Annotated in this window: 20 protein-coding genes and 1 pseudogene; 7 read left to right on the plus strand and 14 right to left on the minus strand. The window is 72.9% G+C overall.

The annotated features are described in order from the left end of the window. The 3 genes from B7767_RS00870 to B7767_RS00880 form a co-directional block, all read right to left on the minus strand. Positions 1 to 952 (minus strand): PAS domain-containing protein (locus B7767_RS00870; protein ID WP_085570397.1); only part of this gene is annotated, 952 nt, incomplete at its 3' end. A 153-nt stretch (positions 953 to 1,105) separates the two neighbouring features. Then, on the minus strand, positions 1,106 to 1,561 hold the full coding sequence (locus tag B7767_RS00875; RefSeq protein WP_085570383.1) for a GNAT family N-acetyltransferase: 456 nt from the start codon (positions 1,559 to 1,561) through the stop codon (positions 1,106 to 1,108). A gap of 316 nt (positions 1,562 to 1,877) precedes the next feature. Further along, a complete protein-coding gene (locus tag B7767_RS00880; RefSeq protein ID WP_085570384.1) occupies positions 1,878 to 2,978 on the minus strand; it encodes a citrate synthase 2 in 1,101 nt (366 codons plus the stop codon). A gap of 293 nt (positions 2,979 to 3,271) precedes the next feature. On the opposite strand from B7767_RS00880, the gene pdxH reads away from it, so the two are divergent. Then, positions 3,272 to 3,940: a pyridoxamine 5'-phosphate oxidase gene (pdxH, locus tag B7767_RS00885; protein WP_085570385.1), complete on the plus strand. Its 669-nt coding sequence runs from the start codon at positions 3,272 to 3,274 to the stop codon at positions 3,938 to 3,940. Next, the gene (locus tag B7767_RS47635) at positions 3,937 to 4,065 is read left to right on the plus strand and encodes a hypothetical protein (protein WP_256923276.1); all 129 of its coding nucleotides are present in this window, start codon (positions 3,937 to 3,939) and stop codon (positions 4,063 to 4,065) included. The genes pdxH and B7767_RS47635 overlap by 4 nt, the downstream gene beginning before the upstream one ends. A 116-nt stretch (positions 4,066 to 4,181) precedes the next feature. Here B7767_RS47635 and B7767_RS00890 read toward each other — a convergent pair whose 3' ends face one another. Genes B7767_RS00890 through B7767_RS00925 form a run of 8 tightly spaced genes read right to left on the minus strand, consistent with a single transcriptional unit; the run spans position 4,182 to position 14,248 of the window. Further along, positions 4,182 to 4,796 (minus strand): TetR/AcrR family transcriptional regulator, encoded by a 615-nt coding sequence (locus B7767_RS00890; RefSeq protein ID WP_179166991.1) that lies wholly within the window; start codon positions 4,794 to 4,796, stop codon positions 4,182 to 4,184. Next, complete coding sequence (locus B7767_RS00895; protein ID WP_085570387.1) at positions 4,784 to 5,518, minus strand: enoyl-CoA hydratase family protein; 735 nt, start codon at positions 5,516 to 5,518, stop codon at positions 4,784 to 4,786. Before B7767_RS00895 ends, B7767_RS00890 begins: the two co-directional genes overlap by 13 nt. After that, on the minus strand, positions 5,515 to 7,095 hold the full coding sequence (locus B7767_RS00900; protein ID WP_085570388.1) for a 4-coumarate--CoA ligase family protein: 1,581 nt from the start codon (positions 7,093 to 7,095) through the stop codon (positions 5,515 to 5,517). Before B7767_RS00900 ends, B7767_RS00895 begins: the two co-directional genes overlap by 4 nt. 35 nt (positions 7,096 to 7,130) lie before the next feature. Then, positions 7,131 to 8,273 carry an acyl-CoA dehydrogenase family protein gene (locus B7767_RS00905; protein ID WP_085570389.1) on the minus strand — a complete coding sequence of 381 codons (1,143 nt, stop codon included), beginning with the start codon at positions 8,271 to 8,273 and terminating at the stop codon, positions 7,131 to 7,133. A 54-nt stretch (positions 8,274 to 8,327) separates the two neighbouring features. After that, positions 8,328 to 10,172 carry a biotin carboxylase N-terminal domain-containing protein gene (locus B7767_RS00910; RefSeq protein ID WP_085570390.1) on the minus strand — a complete coding sequence of 615 codons (1,845 nt, stop codon included), beginning with the start codon at positions 10,170 to 10,172 and terminating at the stop codon, positions 8,328 to 8,330. 7 nt (positions 10,173 to 10,179) lie between these two features. Beyond that, positions 10,180 to 11,778 (minus strand): acyl-CoA carboxylase subunit beta, encoded by a 1,599-nt coding sequence (locus B7767_RS00915; RefSeq protein ID WP_085570391.1) that lies wholly within the window; start codon positions 11,776 to 11,778, stop codon positions 10,180 to 10,182. Then, complete coding sequence (locus tag B7767_RS00920) at positions 11,775 to 13,457, minus strand: acyclic terpene utilization AtuA family protein (protein ID WP_085570392.1); 1,683 nt, start codon at positions 13,455 to 13,457, stop codon at positions 11,775 to 11,777. Before B7767_RS00920 ends, B7767_RS00915 begins: the two co-directional genes overlap by 4 nt. Beyond that, the gene (locus tag B7767_RS00925; RefSeq protein ID WP_085570393.1) at positions 13,454 to 14,248 is read right to left on the minus strand and encodes a TIGR03084 family metal-binding protein; all 795 of its coding nucleotides are present in this window, start codon (positions 14,246 to 14,248) and stop codon (positions 13,454 to 13,456) included. Before B7767_RS00925 ends, B7767_RS00920 begins: the two co-directional genes overlap by 4 nt. A 265-nt stretch (positions 14,249 to 14,513) precedes the next feature. Here B7767_RS00925 and B7767_RS00930 point away from each other — a divergent pair, with 265 nt between their 5' ends. Continuing rightward, positions 14,514 to 14,810, plus strand: a complete 297-nt coding sequence (locus tag B7767_RS00930; RefSeq protein ID WP_256923277.1) for a type II toxin-antitoxin system RelE/ParE family toxin — start codon at positions 14,514 to 14,516, stop codon at positions 14,808 to 14,810. Continuing rightward, positions 14,807 to 15,112: a helix-turn-helix transcriptional regulator gene (locus tag B7767_RS00935; protein WP_085570394.1), complete on the plus strand. Its 306-nt coding sequence runs from the start codon at positions 14,807 to 14,809 to the stop codon at positions 15,110 to 15,112. The genes B7767_RS00930 and B7767_RS00935 overlap by 4 nt, the downstream gene beginning before the upstream one ends. Before the next feature lie 10 nt (positions 15,113 to 15,122). Here the strand turns inward: B7767_RS00935 and B7767_RS00940 are convergent, their stop codons facing one another. Next, positions 15,123 to 16,070 (minus strand): DMT family transporter, encoded by a 948-nt coding sequence (locus B7767_RS00940; protein ID WP_085570398.1) that lies wholly within the window; start codon positions 16,068 to 16,070, stop codon positions 15,123 to 15,125. 224 nt (positions 16,071 to 16,294) lie between these two features. Here B7767_RS00940 and B7767_RS00945 point away from each other — a divergent pair, with 224 nt between their 5' ends. Then, a complete protein-coding gene (locus tag B7767_RS00945; protein WP_085570399.1) occupies positions 16,295 to 16,747 on the plus strand; it encodes an NUDIX hydrolase in 453 nt (150 codons plus the stop codon). Between the two features lie 26 nt (positions 16,748 to 16,773). Here the strand turns inward: B7767_RS00945 and B7767_RS00950 are convergent, their stop codons facing one another. Further along, entirely contained in the window at positions 16,774 to 17,013 is a 240-nt protein-coding gene (locus B7767_RS00950) for a GntR family transcriptional regulator (RefSeq protein WP_179166992.1), read from the minus strand. A gap of 141 nt (positions 17,014 to 17,154) precedes the next feature. Here B7767_RS00950 and B7767_RS00955 point away from each other — a divergent pair, with 141 nt between their 5' ends. Next, positions 17,155 to 17,406, plus strand: a complete 252-nt coding sequence (locus B7767_RS00955; protein ID WP_085570395.1) for a hypothetical protein — start codon at positions 17,155 to 17,157, stop codon at positions 17,404 to 17,406. Next, entirely contained in the window at positions 17,403 to 17,687 is a 285-nt protein-coding gene (locus tag B7767_RS00960; RefSeq protein WP_085570396.1) for a hypothetical protein, read from the plus strand. Before B7767_RS00955 ends, B7767_RS00960 begins: the two co-directional genes overlap by 4 nt. Before the next feature lie 34 nt (positions 17,688 to 17,721). Here B7767_RS00960 and B7767_RS00965 read toward each other — a convergent pair. Further along, positions 17,722 to 18,121: pseudogene (locus tag B7767_RS00965) on the minus strand (FAD-binding oxidoreductase); the annotation flags it as partial.

The following is an 18,121-nucleotide window of genomic DNA, read 5'->3' on the forward strand; positions in this document are numbered from 1 at the left end:
ACCCGGCCAGCGCGAAGTCCAGGTGGACCGTCGCCGCCTCCGCCGGGTCCTCGCACTCCGCCGCCGCGCGCGCCGCGCGGTGCAGCTGCTGCGCGCGGAACCGCAGCAGCGACGCCTCCTGCTCGCCCTGCCGGGACTCGGTCACGTCCTGGAACATCCAGCCGACCCCGAGCGGCACCGGCTCCTCCGCCAGCGGTGACGCCAGCCGCACGAACCCGCTCCGCCAGCACCGCCGCCGCTCGCCCTCCGGCGTGCGCACGCTCACCCACAGCTCGGCCGGCGCGGGCGGCGCGCCCTCCGCGAGGACATGGGTGAGCGCGCTCTCCAGCTCCTCCACGCCCTGCGCCAACAACTCCCCCAGCGGCCGGCCCAGCACGGACGTCCGTCCCGTCCCCAGCGCCCGCGCGGCGTGCGCGTTCACCACCGCGGGCCGCAGGTCCGCGTCGACCAGGACGACACCCCAGCTCGCGTCCTCCAGCAGCGCCTCGCTCAGCGCGATCGACCGCTCCAGGTCGATCTGCGCGTGCACCTCGCTGAACGCGCAGTACACCCCCGCCGGCTTCCCGTCCGACCCGCGCACCGCCGCGGACTGCGTCCGCACCAGCACCCGGCCGCCGTCCTTCGTCAGCAGCGCGAACTCGTTGACCTGCCGGCCCGGCGCGTCCATGGCCGACATCAGCCGCGCCTCGACCTCCTCGGCGTCCGCGCTGCGCACGGCCCACCCGGCGAACCCGGCCCGGCCCACCGCCTCGTCCGCGCTCCAGCCGAGGATCCGCTCCGCCTCACGGTTCCAGTGCGTGACCGTCCCGTCCGCGTCGAAGGCGCACAGGGCGGCGTCCATGCCGTCGAGCAGCGCGGCGAGGAGGTCGGAGCCGCCCGACCCCTCCCGCGCGGGCCCGGGCTCGTCCGGCCCCAGCTCGTCGGTGGTCCCACTACGCCGGGAAGCACTCACCTGGACCCCCTGCAGGCTGCGTCCGCACGTACGGCACGACGGTTCACTCACTTGCAATCATTCAACTTGAACGTGACTCAGCGCACATCGAGTTCCCGCAAGATTGAGAGAATCGTTGTGCGCGGCCGCCTTCCCGCGAAGCGGTCGCCCTCCCTACGCGGAGGAGGGCACCAGCCGCAGGTCGACCCACTCGTCGCTCTCGCCGTCCAGTACGTACCGCTCCCGCTCGACGAAGCCCTTCGCCGCGGCGAACCGCAGCCCCTCCGTGTTGGCCGCCAGCACCACGGTCTCGACCGCTCCGGCCCCGAGCCCGCGCGCGTGCGCCAGCCCCTTCTCGTAGAGCGCCGCGCCGATCCCCCTGCCCCGGTGCTCGGGCAGCACCCGCGCGATGACGGTCGCCACGGCCTCCTCGCCCCGCGGGGGCCGCACCGTCGAGCAGCCGACGAGTACGTCGCCGTCGTACGCGTTCTCCAGCCGGTACCCGCGCCCGAGCCGCTCCCGCGCCTCGTCGGGCGTCATCGCGGCGGGCGGCACGATCACGTTGTGGACGTGCCGCCACTGCTCCAGCATGGCGTCGCCGTCCACGACGTCGATACGAAGATCACTCATCCGGCAAGCCAATCGCGCCCCCGCGCGGGGGTCAACGAAAAAAGTGGTTGATACGGCGCCGATCGCTTCTTAGGGTGGCAGTACTTCGGAAAGGAGGTGGTTCGGCAGATGTATGCAAACCGGACGGAAGAGGTGGCTGCGGGCTAGTGGCCCGCCGTCGTACTCGGTTCGGCGCCGGGCCAGCGTGTGCGAGATACACGCAGCCGGCCTAACCCAACGCAGTCACCCGACCCGCGAGTCGCCGGTAACGTCCGGCCGGCTCCTCCCCCAGGGGAGGAACCAGACTCGCGGGTCGCCTGCGTTTCGGGGCCTTTCCTCAGTGGGCGATGTCCGCGTACCCCTCGATCTCGCGCGGGTCGCGCGTGCCCGGCCCGACGTAGCGGGCCGAGGGCCGGACCAGGCGGCCCGTGCGCTTCTGCTCCAGGATGTGCGCCGACCAGCCCGCCGTACGGGCGCAGGTGAACATCGAGGTGAACATGTGCGCCGGGACCTCGGCGAAGTCCAGCACGATGGCCGCCCAGAACTCCACGTTGGTGGCGAGCACCCGGTCGGGGCGGCGGGCGTGCAGCTCGGCCAGGGCGGCCTTCTCCAGGGCCTCGGCGACCTCGAAGCGCGGGGCGCCGAGTTCACGGGCGGTGCGGCGCAGGACGCGGGCGCGGGGGTCCTCCGCGCGGTAGACGCGGTGGCCGAAGCCCATGAGGCGCTCGCCCTTGTCGAGGGCCTGCCTGACGTACGCCTCGGCGTCCCCGGTGCGCTCGATCTCCTCGATCATGCCCAGCACGCGCGAGGGGGCGCCGCCGTGCAGCGGTCCCGACATGGCGCCGACGGCTCCCGAGAGGGCCGCCGCGACGTCCGCGCCGGTCGAGGCGATGACCCGCGCGGTGAACGTGGAGGCGTTCATGCCGTGCTCGGCGGCCGACGTCCAGTACGCGTCGACGGCCGCGACGTGCTTGGGGTCGGGCTCACCGCGCCAGCGGATCATGAAGCGTTCGACGATGGACTCGGCCCTGTCTATCTCGCGCTGCGGCACCATGGGCAGGCCCTGGCCGCGCGCGGACTGGGCGACGTAGGACAGGGCCATGACGGCGGCGCGGGCGAGGTCGTCGCGGGCCTGCTCGGCATCGATGTCGAGGAGCGGTTTCAGGCCCCACACGGGCGCCAGCATGGCCAGCGCGGACTGCACGTCGACGCGGATGTCGCCGGAGTGCACGGGGATCGGGAACGGCTCGGCGGGCGGCAGTCCGGGGTTGAACGCCCCGTCGACGAGCAGCCCCCACACGTTGCCGAAGGAGACGTGCCCGACCAGATCCTCGATGTCGACGCCCCGGTACCGCAGGGCGCCGCCCTCCTTGTCGGGTTCGGCGATCTCCGTTTCGAACGCGACGACTCCTTCGAGCCCGGGTACGAAGTCGGACATCTGGCGGCTCCTTGTGAGGTGGGTGACAGATGGTGTTGTGGGGTGGGACGACCATGTGTCGGCGGTCGGCAGAAGCGCGGGCGCGCGTCCGGTGGATCCACGGTCCGTGTCGAACGGGCTCGCGGTCCGGGACGTCACCCCTGTGATGCCCGGCTGGCGGTCACCCAACCGGATCAGTGGCAGCACGATATCCCCGAGTGCCATCTTTGGGGAGGGTTCGCGGCACTCAGTGCCACCACGTGACGAAGGCCACCGCGCTCCCGGGGGCTCCGCGCATACGGCAGGATGACGGCGTGACCGACCGAGACGCCGTCCCCTTCGATCTCGCCTCGATGCGCAAGCAGTACCGGACCGAGGGGCTCTCCGAGACCGACCTGGCCGCCACCCCCGTCCAACAGTTCGCGCGCTGGTTCAAACAGGCCGCGACGGACGGCGGGCTGTTCGAACCGAACGCCATGATCGTCTCGACGGCGGACGCGCAGGGCCGGCCCGGTTCGCGCACGGTGCTGCTGAAGCACTTCGACGACGACGGGTTCGTCTTCTACACGAACTACGACTCCCGCAAGGGCCGCGACCTGGCGGAGAACCCCCACGTCTCGCTCCTCTTCCCCTGGCACCCCATGGCGCGGCAGGTCATCGTCACCGGCACCGCGCGACGCACCGGCCGCGACGAGACGGCCGCCTACTTCCGCACCCGCCCGCACGGCTCCCAGCTCGGCGCGTGGGCCAGCGGCCAGTCCTCGGTGATCGCCGACCGCGCGGAGCTCGACGCGACCTACGCCGACCTGGCGGCCCGCTACCCGGAGCACGAACAGGTCCCGGTGCCACCCCACTGGGGCGGCTTCCGCGTGGTCCCGGAGGCGGTGGAGTTCTGGCAGGGCAGGGAGAACCGCCTGCACGACCGCCTGCGGTACGTGGCGGAGGCGGGCGGGGGCTGGCGGGTGGAGAGGCTGAGCCCGTGAACGAGCGGGAGTCCCGTGCGGGGGACGGGGAGGCGGCGATGGAGGCCCGTGCCGTCGCCGCGCGCGATGAGGTCACGGCGGACGACGTCGTCGACGTCCTCCGCGCAGTGCGCGAGGGGGTGTGACCCCCGGGGGCTCCCACCTTGCCCTGCGGACACGTCGTGCGGTGGCCAGGGGCGGCGATCGTCTGGAAGGTGTCACCCATGAGCCCGCACCGCAGGCCCCGCCACCGACAACGCCCTCAGCCCAGCGCCTCGTCCAGCAGCACCGCCCACTGCGCCACCACCCGCTCGCGGCGGGCCCCGTCGTCGGTGAGGAGGTTGGCGAGGCCCAGGCCGCGGGCCATGTCCAGCAGGCCCTGGACGGTTTCTCGGACGCCGGGGCGGGACTCGTCGGCGCCGAGGAGTTCGACGGCGATGCGGTGGGTCTCGCGGCCGACGCGCAGCTCCAGCTCGGTCACGCGCGGGCGCAGCTGTTCCTCGTTGGAGGCGGCGACCCAGAGGTGGAGCGCCGCGCGGAAGACGGGGCCGGTGTAGAGGTCGACCAGCGCCGCGATCACCGCGCGGCGGTCGCCGGCCGCGGCGCCCTCCGGGAAGAGGGCGCGCAGGGCGGTGGAGCGCTCCTCGGCGACGTACTCGACGGCGGCCGTGAAGAGGTCCTCACGGGTCGGGAAGTGGTGCTGGGCGGCCCCCCGGGAGACGCCCGCGCGTTCGGCGACGACGGAGACCGTGGAGCCCGCCCAGCCGTGCTCGGCGAGGCAGGCCACGGCGGCCTCCAGGAGCCGCTGCCGGGTGGCCCGGCTGCGGTCCTGCTTGGGGACTCGTTCCGCACGGTCGGCCGTGCTCACACCACCCATTCCGGATCCCGTCGTTCGAGGAAGGCCGTCATTCCCTCGCGCGCGTGGGCGGAGGCGAAGAGGCGCGCCGAGAGCGCGGTCAGGTCGGCCGCGTCCCGGTCGAAGGTCTCCAGCACCCTAGCCGTGAGCAGCCGTTTCGTCTCGGCCAGGGCTTCGGGGGCGGATCTGCGCAGGCCGTCGAGGATCGGTGCGAGGACCTCGTCCACGTCGTCGCCTGCGGCGGTGAGCAGGCCGATGCGGGCGGCCTCGGCGGTGTCGAGGCGCTCGCCGGTGAGGTAGTAGCGGGCCAGGGCGCGCGGGTCGGTACGGGGCAGCAGCGGCAGTGAGATCACGGCGGGCGCGACCCCGATCCGGACCTCGGTGAAGGCGAACGTCGCCGCGCGGGAGGCGACGGCGACGTCACAGGCCGCGAGCAGGCCGAGGCCGCCCGCGCGGACGTGCCCGGTGACCCGCGCGAGAACCGGTTTGGGCAGCTCGACGATCCTCCGCAACAGGCTCACCAGCGCCTCGGGGGCGGGCGGGTCGCGCAGGTCGGCGCCCGCGCTGAAGGTGTTGCCGGTGTGGGTGAGGACCACCGCGCGGACGCCGGTGTCCTCGCCGGCGTCGGTGAGCGCGTCGGCCAGTTCGCCGACGAGGGCGGCGGACAGGGCGTTGCGGCGCTCCGGGGCGTCGAGGGAGAGCGTTTCGACGCCCCGCGCGCGGGTGCGGCCGATCAGGGTCACGAGGGCTCCTCGTGCGCCGCGCGGAGTTCACGGCGCAGGATCTTTCCGGAGGCGGCGCGCGGGACGCCGTCGATGAAGGTGACGCGCCGGACGCGCTTGTACGGGGCGACGTGCTCGGCGACGTACATCATGACCTCGCCCGCGGAGAGCTCCGGGGCGGACGGCTGGCGGACGACGTGGGCGTGCGGGACCTCGTTGCCGTCCTCGTCGTAGACGCCGATGACGGCGGCGTCCGCGATACCGGGGTGGGTGAGGAGCAGCGCCTCCAGTTCGGCGGGGGCGACCTGGAAGCCCTTGTACTTGATCAGCTCCTTCACCCGGTCCACGACGAAGAGCCAGCCTCCCTCGTCGACGTGGCCGACGTCGCCGGTGTGCAGCCAGCCGTCCTCGTCGATCATCGCGGCGGTGGCGTCGGGGCGGCCGAGGTAGCCCTTCATGATCTGCGGCCCGCGGATGAGGATCTCGCCGGACTCGCCGGGGCCGAGGTCCTTGCCGGGGTCGTCGAGGGAGACGATCCGCATCTCGGTGCCGGCGACGAGCTTGCCGACGGTGCCGGGAGGCGCGTCGTCCATGGCGTCCAGGGGGACGACGTGGGTGCCGGGCGACAGCTCCGTCATGCCGTACGCCTGCCCGACGGGCGGCAGTCCGAGCCGCCGCGAGCAGGCGGCGGCGAGGCTCGCGTCCAGGGGCGCGGCGGCGCTGACGACGTACTTCAGGGAGGAGAGGTCGTACCGGGCGACCAGCGGGTGCTTGGCGAGGGCCAGCACGATCGGCGGGGCCACGTACAGGCCGGTGATGCGGTGGTTCTGGATGGCCGCGAGGAACGTCTCCAGGTCGAAGCGCGGCAGGACGACGACGGTGGCGCCCTGCCGGAGGGGGGCGTTCATCAGGGCCGTCAGACCGTAGATGTGGAAGAACGGCAGGACGGCGAGGACGCGGTCGCCGGGGCCCGCCGTGATCAGCGGCTGGAGCTGCGCGAGGTTGGTGGCGATCTGCCGGTGGGTGAGCATCACGCCCTTGGGGACGCCGGTGGTGCCGGAGGAGTACGGCAGGGCGGCGACGTCCTCGGCCGGGTCGATGCCGACCACCGGCTCGGGCGCGGTGGAGGCCAGCATGTCGATCAGGGAACGGTGTCCGGGCGCGCTGTCGCAGACGAAGATCTCCTCGATCCCGCCGGCCAGCTCGGCGGCCCTCCGCGCGGTCTCCAGCAGCGGTGAGACGGTGACGATCCAGCGGGCCGCGCAGTCCTTCAGCTGCTTGCCGAACTCCTCGGCGGTCGCCAGGGGGTGCACGGTGGTGACGGAGGCGCCCGCGCGGGTGGCCGCGTAGAACGCGGTGGGGAAGGCGACCGTGTTGGGGCTGTGCAGGGCGAGCACGTCCCCCTTGCGCACGCCCGCCTCGGCGAGGCCGGCGGCGACCCGCCGGTGGAACCGGTCCACCTGCTCGTACGTGAGGGTGGTGCCGTCGGTGCCGTCGATCAGTGCCGGGGTGCTCCCGAACTCGGCGGCCCGCGCGAGCACCGCGTCGTGGATGGGGAGTTCTACGGGGGAGACGTCTGCGTACTCGCTTCGGTACATGGTTCCTCCAGGACGGCCGAGGGGGCCATGAGGGCCTAGTACGACTTGGGAAGGCCCAGGGTCTGGTGGGAGACGTAGTTGAGGATCATCTCCCGGCTCACCGGGGCGATACGGGACACGCGCGCGGCGGTCACCAGCGAGGCGAGCCCGTACTCGCGCGTGAGGCCGTTCCCGCCGAGGGTGTGCACGGCCTGGTCGACGGCCTTCACACAGGCCTCGGCCGCCGCGTACTTGGCCATGTTGGCGGCCTCGCCCGCGCCCATGTCGTCACCGGCGTCGTAGAGGTGGGCGGCCTTCTGCATCATCAGGCGGGCCAGTTCGAGGTCGATGTGCGCCTGGGCGAGGGGGTGGGCGATCGCCTGGTGGGAGCCGATGGGGGCGTTCCAGACGGTGCGCTCCCGCGCGTACTCGACGGCGCGGGCCAGCGCGTGGCGGCCCATGCCGATCGCGAAGGCGGCCGTCATGATGCGTTCGGGGTTGAGGCCGGCGAAGAGCTGGAGCAGGCCGGCGTCCTCGTCGCCGACGAGCGCGTCGGCGGGCAGCCGAACGTCGTCGAGGACCAGCTCGAACTGCTTCTCGACAGCGTTGAGTTCCATGTCGATGGGGCGCCGCTGGAAGCCCTCGGCGTCGCGCGGGACGATGAACAGGCAGGGCTTGAGCTTCCCGGTGCGGGCGTCCTCGGTGCGGCCCACGACGAGGGTGGCGTCGGCGATGTCGACCCCGGAGACGAACACCTTGCGGCCGGTGAGGAGCCAGTCGGTGCCGTCGCGGCGTGCCGTCGTGGTGATGCGGTGGCTGTTGGAGCCGGCGTCGGGTTCGGTGATGCCGAAGGCCATCAGGCGGCTGCCGTCGGCCAGGGCGGGCAGCCACTCCCGTTTCTGGGCCTCGGTGCCGAAGCGGGAGATGACGGTGCCGCAGATCGCCGGGGAGACGATCATCATCAGCAGGGGGTTTCCGGCGGCGCCCATCTCTTCGAGGACGAGGGAGAGTTCGGTGATGCCGCCGCCTCCGCCGCCGTGTGCCTCCGGCAGGTTGACGCCGATGTAGCCGAGCTTGGCGGCTTCCTGCCAGAAGGCGCGGTTGTCGGCGCTGTGGGTGGCGCGGGGGTGCTTGTTCGCGAACGCGGCGACGGCTTCTCGGAGGGCCTTGTGCTCTTCGGATTCGATGAGGGTGGTCATGTGGCTCCTTCGGCTGCGGGTTGTGTGTGGCTGGTCGCGCAGTTCCCCGCGCCCCTAAGGGGTTGCTTCCACGACCGCCAGAAGGGCACCGACCTCCACTTGCCGTCCCGGTGTCGCGTGGAGGGTGCTCAACGTCCCCGTGACCGGGGCGGTGATCTCGTGTTGCATCTTCATCGCCTCCAGCCACAACAGGGGCTGTCCGGCTTCCACCGGCGTGCCCTCGGTGAGGCCCTCGGCGACGCGGACGACCGTGCCCGGCATGGGGGCCAGGAGGGAGCCGGGGGCGTGCTGGGTGGTGGGGGCGGGGAAGCGGGGCAGGGCGGTGAGGGCGGTGGCGCCGACGTGGACGCGGTCGCCGTAGCGGCTGACCTCGTAGCGGCGTCGTACGCCGTCCACGTCCAGGACCACCAGTTCCGCGTCGGCGTGCACGACCTGGACGCCGTCGGCCGCGAGGCCGCCGCGCGTGTGCCGGTAGCGGACCTCGTGCTCCTCCCCGTCCATGAGGTACCGCTTGACCTGCGGCTGTGAGGCCAGGTTGCGCCAGCCGCCGAAGCGGGAGCGGCCGTGGGCGTCGGCGAGGGCGGCGGCGAGCGGGGCGTACGGGTCGGGGGCCGGGGCGGTCAGTCCGGGCAGGTGGCGGTCGTAGAACCCGGTGTCCGTGCGCCCTCCGGTGAACTCCTCGTGCCGCAGGGAGCGGACGAGGAGGTCCCGGTTGGTGACGGGGCCGTGGATCACCGCGCGGTCCAGCGCCGAGGCCAGCTTGCGGAGCGCCTCCGCGCGGGTGGGGGCGTGGGCGACGACCTTGGCGATCATGGGGTCGTAGTGGACGCCGATGTCGTCGCCGTCCGTGTAGCCGGTGTCCAGGCGCACGGCGTCGGGCACGGCGAGGCGGTGCAGGCGGCCGGTCTGCGGCGCCCACTCCCTGGACGGGTCCTCGGCGTAGAGGCGGGCCTCCACGGCGTGTCCGCGCGCGCGTGGCGGGTCGCCCCGGAGGGCGTGCCCCTCGGCGACCCTGATCTGCTCGGCGACGAGGTCCACGCCGAACACGGCCTCCGTCACCGGGTGCTCCACCTGGAGGCGGGTGTTCATCTCCAGGAAGTGCGCCCGGCCGTCGGCGACGAGGAACTCGACGGTCCCGGCGCCGACGTAGGAGACGGCACGCGCGGCGCGTACGGCGAGGGCGTGGAGCTCCTCGGTGAGCGGGCCGGTGAGACCGGGTGCCGGGGCCTCCTCGATCACCTTCTGGTGGCGGCGCTGGAGGGAGCAGTCGCGGGTGCCCAGCGCCCACACGGTGCCGTGGGTGTCGGCGAGCACCTGCACCTCGACGTGCCGGCCGCCCTGCACGTACGGCTCGACGAACACCTCGCCGTCACCGAAGGCGCTCGCGGCCTCCGCGCGGGCGGCGGCCAGTTCGCCGTCCAGGTCCGCGAGGCGCCGTACGACGCGCATCCCGCGTCCGCCGCCGCCCGCCGCCGCCTTGACCAGCACCGGCAGGTCGGACTCGGTGACGTCCCGCAGGGGCTCGATGCCCATCAGCTCCTTGGCGCGCGTCTTGGACGCCATCGCCTCGATCGCCTCCGGGGGCGGCCCGATCCACACCAGGCCGGCGTCCTGGACGGCCCGCGCGAAGCCGGCGTTCTCGGAGAGGAAGCCGTAGCCGGGGTGCACGGCGTCCGCGCCGGCCGTGAGGGCGGCCTTCACGATCAGGTCGCCGCGCAGATAGGTGTCGGCGGGTGCCGACCCCGGCAGGCGTACCGCCGTGTCCGCCACGCGCGCGTGGAGGGCGTTCTCGTCGGCGTCCGAGTGCACGGCGACCGTCCGGATTCCCAACTCGGTGCAGGTGCGGGCGATGCGGCAGGCGATCTCGCCCCGGTTCGCGATCAGCAGGGAAGTGATCATCGGTCCCTCACATCCGGAAGACGCCGAAGCCACCGCGCGCGCCCTCGTAGGGCGCGGTGTGGACGGCCGACAGGCACAGGCCGAGGACGGTGCGGGTGTCGCGCGGGTCGATGACGCCGTCGTCGTAGAGCCGCCCGGACAGGAACACGGGCAGCGACTCGGACTCGATCTGCTGCTCCACCATGGCGCGCAGCGCCGCGTCCGCCTCGTCGTCGTACGGCCGTCCCTTCGCCGCCGCCGACTGGCGGGCGACGATCGACAGCACTCCGGCGAGCTGCTGCGGGCCCATGACGGCGGACTTGGCGCTGGGCCAGGCGAAGAGGAAGCGGGGGTCGTAGGCGCGGCCGCACATGCCGTAGTGGCCGGCGCCGTAGGAGGCGCCCATGAGGACGGACAGGTGGGGGACGCGGGAGTTGGAGACCGCGTTGATCATCATCGCGCCGTGCTTGATGATGCCGCCCTGCTCGTACTCCTTGCCGACCATGTAGCCGGTGGTGTTGTGCAGGAACAGCAGGGGGATGTCGCGCTGGTTGGCGAGCTGGATGAACTGGGCGGCCTTCCGGGACTCCTCGCTGAAGAGGACCCCCCGGGCGTTGGCGAGGATGCCGACGGGGTAGCCGTGGAGAGTCGCCCAGCCGGTGGTGAGGCTGGTCCCGTAGAGCGGTTTGAACTCGTCGAAGTCGGAGGAGTCGACGATCCGCGCGATGACCTCGCGCGGGTCGAAGGGGATCCTCAGATCGCCGGGGACGATGCCGAGGAGTTCCTCCTCGTCGTACTTGGGCGGTGCGGCCGGTCCCGGGTCGCCGTACGCCTTGCGGTGGTTGAGGCGGGCGACGACCCGGCGGGCCTGGCGGAGCGCGTCCGGTTCGTCGACGGCGAAGTGGTCGGCGAGGCCCGACACGCGCGCGTGCATCTCGGCACCGCCCAGGGACTCGTCGTCGCTCTCCTCCCCGGTGGCCATCTTCACCAGCGGCGGCCCGCCGAGGAACACCTTCGCCCGTTCCTTGACCATGATCACGTGGTCGGACATGCCGGGGACGTACGCGCCCCCGGCGGTGGAGTTGCCGAAGACGACGGCGACGGTGGGGATTCCGGCCGCCGAGAGCCGGGTCAGGTCCCGGAAGATCGCGCCGCCCGGGATGAAGATCTCCTTCTGGGAGGGCAGGTCGGCGCCGCCGGACTCGACGAGGCTGATGCAGGGGAGCCGGTTGGCGAGCGCGATGTCGTTGGCACGCAGGGCCTTCTTCAGGCTCCAGGGGTTGCTCGCGCCGCCGCGCACGGTCGGGTCGTTGGCGGTGATCAGGCACTCCACGCCCTCGACGACGCCGATGCCGGTGACGAGCGAGGCGCCGACGGTGTATTCGCTCCCCCACGCGGCCAGCGGGGAGAGCTCCAGGAAGGGCGTGTCGGGGTCGAGGAGCAGCTCGATGCGCTCGCGGGCGAGCAGCTTGCCGCGCTTCCGGTGCCGTTCGACGTACTTGTCGCCGCCGCCCGCGAGGGCCTTGGCGTGCTCGGCGTCGAGTTCGGCCAGCTTGGCCAGCATGGCGTCGCGGTGCGCCCGGTACTCCGGGTCGGCCGGGTCCAGGGCGGATTCGAGGACCGTCACAGGAGGACCTCCGGGATGTCGAGGTGCCGGGAGCGCAGCCATTCGCCGAGCGCCTTGGCCTGCGGATCGAAGCGGGCCTGCGCGGCGACGCCCTCGCCGAGGATGCCCTCGACGAGGAAGTTCAGGGCGCGCAGGCGGGGCAGGACGTGCCGGGTGACCGGCAGGTCACGGGCCTCCGGGACCATCTCCCGGAACCGCTCGACGGTCAGCTCGTGCGCGAGCCACCGCCAGGCGTCGTCGGAGCGGACCCAGACGCCGACGTTGGCGTTCCCGCCCTTGTCGCCGCTGCGGGCGCCGGCGAGGAGGCCGAGGGGGGCTCTCGTGGTGGGTCCCGCGGGCAGCGGCTCGGGGAGCGCGGGCTCCGGTACGCCGGCGAGTACGGCGGTGTCGTGAGGTGCGTCCACGGCGATGCGGCGCCCGTCGTGGAGGACGGCCACATGGTCGACGTCACCCTGGGGGACGTACACATCCTCGAAGACGCCATAGGGGGAGCCCTTGCCCGGTGGTGCCATCACATGGAATCCGGGGTAGCTGGCCAGCGCCAGCTCGATGGCGGCCCCGCTCAGCACCCGTCCGACCGCCTCCTGCGCGGGGTCCCGTACGACGAGCCGCAGCAGCGCGCTCGCGGTCTCCTCGGTGCCGGCGTCGGCCCGGTCGGTGCGCACCAGCTCCCAGCGCACCTCGGCGGGCGGCGACTTGGCGAGCGCGTCGCCCATCTGCTCCTTCACCAGGGCGGCCTTGGCCTCGATGTCGAGCCCGGTGAGCACGAACACGACCTCGTTGCGGAAGCCGCCGAGCCGGTTGCGCCCGACCTTGAGCGTGGGCGGCGGGGCCTCCCCCCGGACGCCTTCGACGCGCACCCGGTCGGTCCCGTCCTGCCGCAGCCGTACGGTGTCGAGCCGCGCGGTGACGTCCGGCCCGGCGTACCGGGCGCCGCCCGTCTCGTAGAGCAGCTGCGCGGTGACGGTCCCCACGTCGACGAAGCCGCCGGTGCCGGGGTGCTTGGTGATGACGCCGGAGCCGTCGGCGTGGATCTCGGCGAGCGGGAATCCGGGCCGCCGGAGGTCACCGGGGCGGTGCTCGCCGAAGAAGGCGTAGTTCCCGCCGGTCGCCTGCGTCCCGCACTCCAGCACGTGCCCGGCGACGACGGCCCCCGCGAGCCGGTCGTACTCCGTCGGCGCCCAGCCGAAGTGGGCGGCTGCGGGCCCGGTGACGAGGGCCGCGTCGGTGACCCGCCCGGTGACGACCACGTCGGCGCCCGCGCGGAGGCACTCCGCGATCCCGAACCCGCCGAGGTAGGCGTGGGCGGCGAGGCCCCCGGGGTACCGCGCGGTGAGGTCGTCGCCCTCGACGTGGGCGACCCGTACGGGGATGCCGAGCCGGCCGGCGAGGGCGCGTACGGCGCCGGCGAGCCCGGCGGGGTTCAGCCCGCCGGCGTTGGTGACGATCCTGACGCCCCGCTCGTGGGCGAGCCCGAGGATCTCCTCCAGTTGCCGCAGGAAGGTGCGCGCGTACCCGGCGGAGGGGTCCTTGAGCCGGTCGCGGGCGAGGATGAGCATGGTCAGCTCGGCGAGGTAGTCGCCGGTGAGGACGTCGACCTCGCCGCCGGTGAGCATCTCGCGCGGGGCGTCGAAGCGGTCGCCGTAGAAGCCGGAGAAGTTCCCGACGCGCAGGGTCACCGGGTGCCCTCCTTCGGCGGGCGTCCACCGCCGGGGGGCCCGGCGAAGGCCTGGGCGATGTCCAGCCAGCGGTCGGCGTCGGGGCCGTCGGCGGTGAGGGCGAGGTCCGCGCGGTGGGCGCGCCGGGTGACGAGGAGGCAGAAGTCGAGCGCGGGGCCGGTGACCCGCTGGGGCGCGTCCTCGGGACCGTACGCCCACACCTCGCCCCCCGGCCCGACGAGCTCGACCCGGAAGGGGTCGGCCGGCGGGGTGAGCCCGTGCGTCACGTAGGCGAAGTCCCGGGTCCGCACCCCGAGCCAGGCCACATGTCTGAGCCGGTCGCCGGGTGGCCGCGTCACACCGATCGCGTCCGCCACGTCCTGTCCGTGCGCCCAGGTCTCCATGAGACGGGCGGTGGCCATGGAGGCGGCGGACATGGGCGGCCCGTACCAGGGGAACCGCGCCCCGGCCGGCGCCTCCCGCAGCGCCTTCTCCAGCGCCGCGCGCCCCTCCCGCCACCGCGCGAGCAGCTCGGCGGGCGCGGACCGGGCGTACTCATCGGCGCCCTCGTCCACGAAGGTGTGCGGGGCGGCGAGGGCCTTCTCCACCAGCGCCCGGAACCCGTCCGGGTCGGTGACGGCGAGCAGCGCGGAGCGGTCGGTCCAGGCGAGGTGGGCGATCTGATGGGCGACGGTCCAGCCGGCGGCGGGCGTCGGAAGCGCCCACTGCCCGGTGCCGAGTCCGGCCACCAGCCGGTCGAGGTCGTCGCTCTCCTCACGCAGATCGTCGATCACGGGCGTCGGATCGGACACGAGGCGCTCCCCTCAGGACACGGACACGGCGGTGTGCGGCGCGGTTGCGTGGAGCATGGCAGCGGTTCCGAAAACAAGCAAGCACGCTTGCTGGATTTATACCCACAGACGGACGGGAAGCGACCCGCTTGCCCGGCAATATTAGTTTGTGCTAATTTTTCACTGTGGCCGAACCTTATGAGCTGCGCTTCTTCGAAGATGTGCTGGACTGGATCAAAACGCTCGCCAAGGAGGCCCCGACAGCCATCTGCACGTGATAGCCGCCTTGGAACGACTCCAGGAGGTGGGGCCGGCGCTGCGTCGGCCCACGGTCGGCGCGATCGAGAAGAGTCGCTACCGGAATATGCGGGAGTTACGCCCTCGCAGCGGCGGAACGGTGAGCATCCGGCTGCTGTTCGTCTTCGACCCCGAGCGGTGGGCGATCTTCCTGGTGGCGGGGAACAAGGCCGCCGGACGCCAATGGGCGGCCTGGTACCCCCGGGCAATCAAAGAGGCGGACGACAAGTTCACGGCCTACGTTGAGGCGCTGGAGCAGGAGAAGAAGGAAGGACGGGGCACATGAACCTTGGTTCCATGGACGACCTGACGGCCGACATCACCCCCGACAAGCGCGAGCGCATCGACGCCATCAAGGCGGAGACGGTCGACGCGGAGCGCGGGCACGGACTGGCCGCGCTGCGCAAGGCCCAAGGCTTCACCCAGGCCCAGGTCGCCAAGGCGATGGGCGTCACCCAGGGACGGGTCAGTCAGATCGAGCGCGGCACCGCCCGCCTGGACACCTCGACCATGGCGGCGTACCTCCACGCCATCGGTGGCGAGCTGACCATAACGGCCACCGTGGGGAACCTTTCGGTTCGGCTCTAGGCGCCGCGGGTCACTTACCGGTACCCGCCTTCCCCCGCCCCACCTGCGTCCGCACCGCGCCCATGCTCGCCGCGATGACCAGGGCGATGGCGGCGGCCTCGGCGGTGGAGAGGGCCTGGTCGAGGATGAGGAAGCCGGCGGCCGCGGCGAGGGCCGGTTCCAGGCTCATCAGGATGGCGAAGGTGGAGGCGGGCAGGCGGCGCAGGGCGAGGAGTTCGAGGGTGTACGGGAGGACGGAGGACAGCACCGCGACCGCCGCGCCCAGGCCGAGGACCGTCGGGTCGAGGAGCTTCGTACCGGACTCGACGACGCCCAGCGGCAGGAAGAGGACCGCCGCCACGGCCATGGCGAGGGCGAGACCGTCCGCCTGGGGGAAGCGGCGGCCCGTACGCGCGCTGAAGACGATGTACGCCGCCCACATGGCGCCGGCGCCCAGTGCGAAGACCACACCCAGCGGGTCGAGACCGCTGAAGCCACCGCCGCCCAGGAGGAAGACACCGGCGAGGGCCAGGGCGGCCCACACGAGGTTGACCGCGCGGCGTGAGGCCAGGACGGACAGGGCCAGCGGGCCGAGGACCTCCAGCGTGACCGCCGGACCGAGCGGGATGCGGGCGACGGACTGGTAGAACAGCCCGTTCATCGCCGCCATGGCGACGCCGAAGACGATCACCGTGCCCCAGTCGGCGCGCGAGTGTCCGCGCAGCTTCGGCCGGCACAGCACCATCAGCACGAGCGCCGCCACCAGCAACCGCAGCGTCACGACCCCGAGCGCGCCGGCCCGCGGCATCAGCGTCACGGCCAGCGCCCCGCCGAACTGCACGGAGATCCCACCGGCGAGGACCAGCCCGACCGGCCCGAGGGAACCCCGTCCGCGCGGGGTGCCGGCCGGGGCGGGCGCACGGCCGTGCTGCCCCGTCCCTGCCGTGGTGGACGGGGTGGCTGCGCTGGGGGTGGTCACGGGGCCTTCCAGGGACGTCGGAGCGGACACTTGCCTGTACCGAGTGTGCATCCTGGTGAACTCCTCAGTCCAGAGTATTGGACGGAGTCAGCACCGTGAAGCACTTACATACCTGACAATGCGGCCCCGCACCGCTCAGGTCAACTCCGTTCACCCCATGGACCCGGCGGGTACCGTTCCCACTGGTGATCACCCGCGTCCGCTCCCACACCGTCCGAGGTCCCGTGCGCCGACTCATTGCCCGTCTCTGGCGACTCCTGCGCCCCCTGCAGAGCCGCATCATGTGGCTGCTGCACGCCAAGTTCGTGGTGGGCGTGACCGGCGTGGTGCGCGACGACGAGGGGCGGGTGCTGCTGCTCCGGCACCGGATGTGGCCGCCGGGCCGCCAGTGGGGCCTGCCGAGCGGTTTCGCCCGCAGGGGCGAGGACTTCCGGGCGACGGTGGTGCGCGAGGTCAAGGAGGAGACCGACCTCGACGTGGAGGTGGGCCGCCTGGTCATGCTGAACAGCGGCTTCCGTACGCGCATGGAGGTGGCCTACGAGGCCCGCCTGCTGGGCGGCGAGCTGCGCCTGGACCCCTTCGAGATCCTGGAGGCCCGCTGGTGCCGGCCGGACGACCTCCCGGAGGGCGTCCAGCCGGTGTGCCACCCGCTGGTGCGGGGCGAGACGGCTCCCTGACGGGCGTCGGCCCGTACGCGCGGGCCTTACGCCTCGGGCCGCTCGGCGACGAAGGAGCCGAGGCCGGGTTCCGTGTAGGTCAGCCCTTCCTCGCGCAACGCCCGGAGCACCTTGTGCGCCGTCGCGTTGGCGATCCCGAACTCCGCCGTGAGCTGCACGACGGAGGGGACGCGCGTACGCGGCGGGTAGGTGCCGTCGGCGATGCGACCACGCACCACCTCGGCAACCTGGCGCCAGCGGGGGATGTCCGGAGCGAACTCGATCACCGATTCAGGATGAGCATACTTAGCGCGATAGGCGATCCATGGAACCCCTAGCATGCCTAGAATGCCGCATGGAAAGCCCCCGCGACGGATGCCGCCGTCCGGGGGCGTGGCCACCAGTGAGTACTGATCGGAGCTGATGACATGACCGACCCTGTCGGCCGCCTCATCACATGGGTGAGCGTGCTGCTCCGCCCACGCGGGATGCACCGCCGTACCGGCCCCCACGCGGTTTTCGCGCCCGTGCCGTCCCCGCCTCCTCCGGCGGCGACCCGGCGGTCCCTCCCCTCCCACCGCAGCCCCTACGGCCTGCCCTCCGTGCTGGACGGAGCCGGGACCGTCGCCGTACGCCCGTACGTCACCGCGTCCTGGTTCCAGGAGGGGCGGGCGGCATGAGGGAACCGCGTGAGCCGCGTCTGCTGCCCTGGACCGGGGACGGAGGCAAGGCCTGCTATCTGATCAGCGACGGTCACGGCGGGCCCGTCTCCCGGCTGGCCGACACCACCGAGGCCGTGCAGCTCGGGATGGGCCGGGAACTGCTCGGCCACGCCCGGGAACTCCTCCCGGGCGCACCGCGCGGTGAACTCCGCCATCTCGCCGAGTGCCTCACCGACGCCCTCGCCGACGCGCTGCGGGTGGCGGAGAGCCGGGGACGGAGGCTGGGGCGGCCCGACTGAGCGGGACGAGGGCACCGGGGCGGCGACCACCCACCTACTTCTCCAGAGCGGCCGCCAGCACCTCCGCCAGGTGCCGCCCCCGTACGCCCGTCAGTTGCTCCAGCTGCGTCCGGCAGGAGAAGCCGTCGGCCAGGACGACCGCGTCCTCCGGCGCCTCCCGTACCGACGGCAGGAGCCGGTCCTCCGCACAGGCCCTGGAGACCTCGTAGTGGCCCTCCTCGAAGCCGAAGTTGCCCGCCAGGCCGCAGCAGCCGCCGGCCAGTTCGCCGGTGAGGCCGGCCGCCGCGCGGAGCCCCCGGTCGGGCGCGTCGCCCAGCACCGCGTGCTGGTGGCAGTGGGTCTGGCCGGTGACCGGCCGGTCCAGCACGGGCGGGGCCCAGTCCGGGGCGTGCCGCTCCAGCGCCTCCGCGAAGGTCAGCACCCGCGCGGCGAGC

The organism is Streptomyces sp. 13-12-16 (genome assembly GCF_002114215.1).
GTDB lineage: Bacteria > Actinomycetota > Actinomycetes > Streptomycetales > Streptomycetaceae > Streptomyces.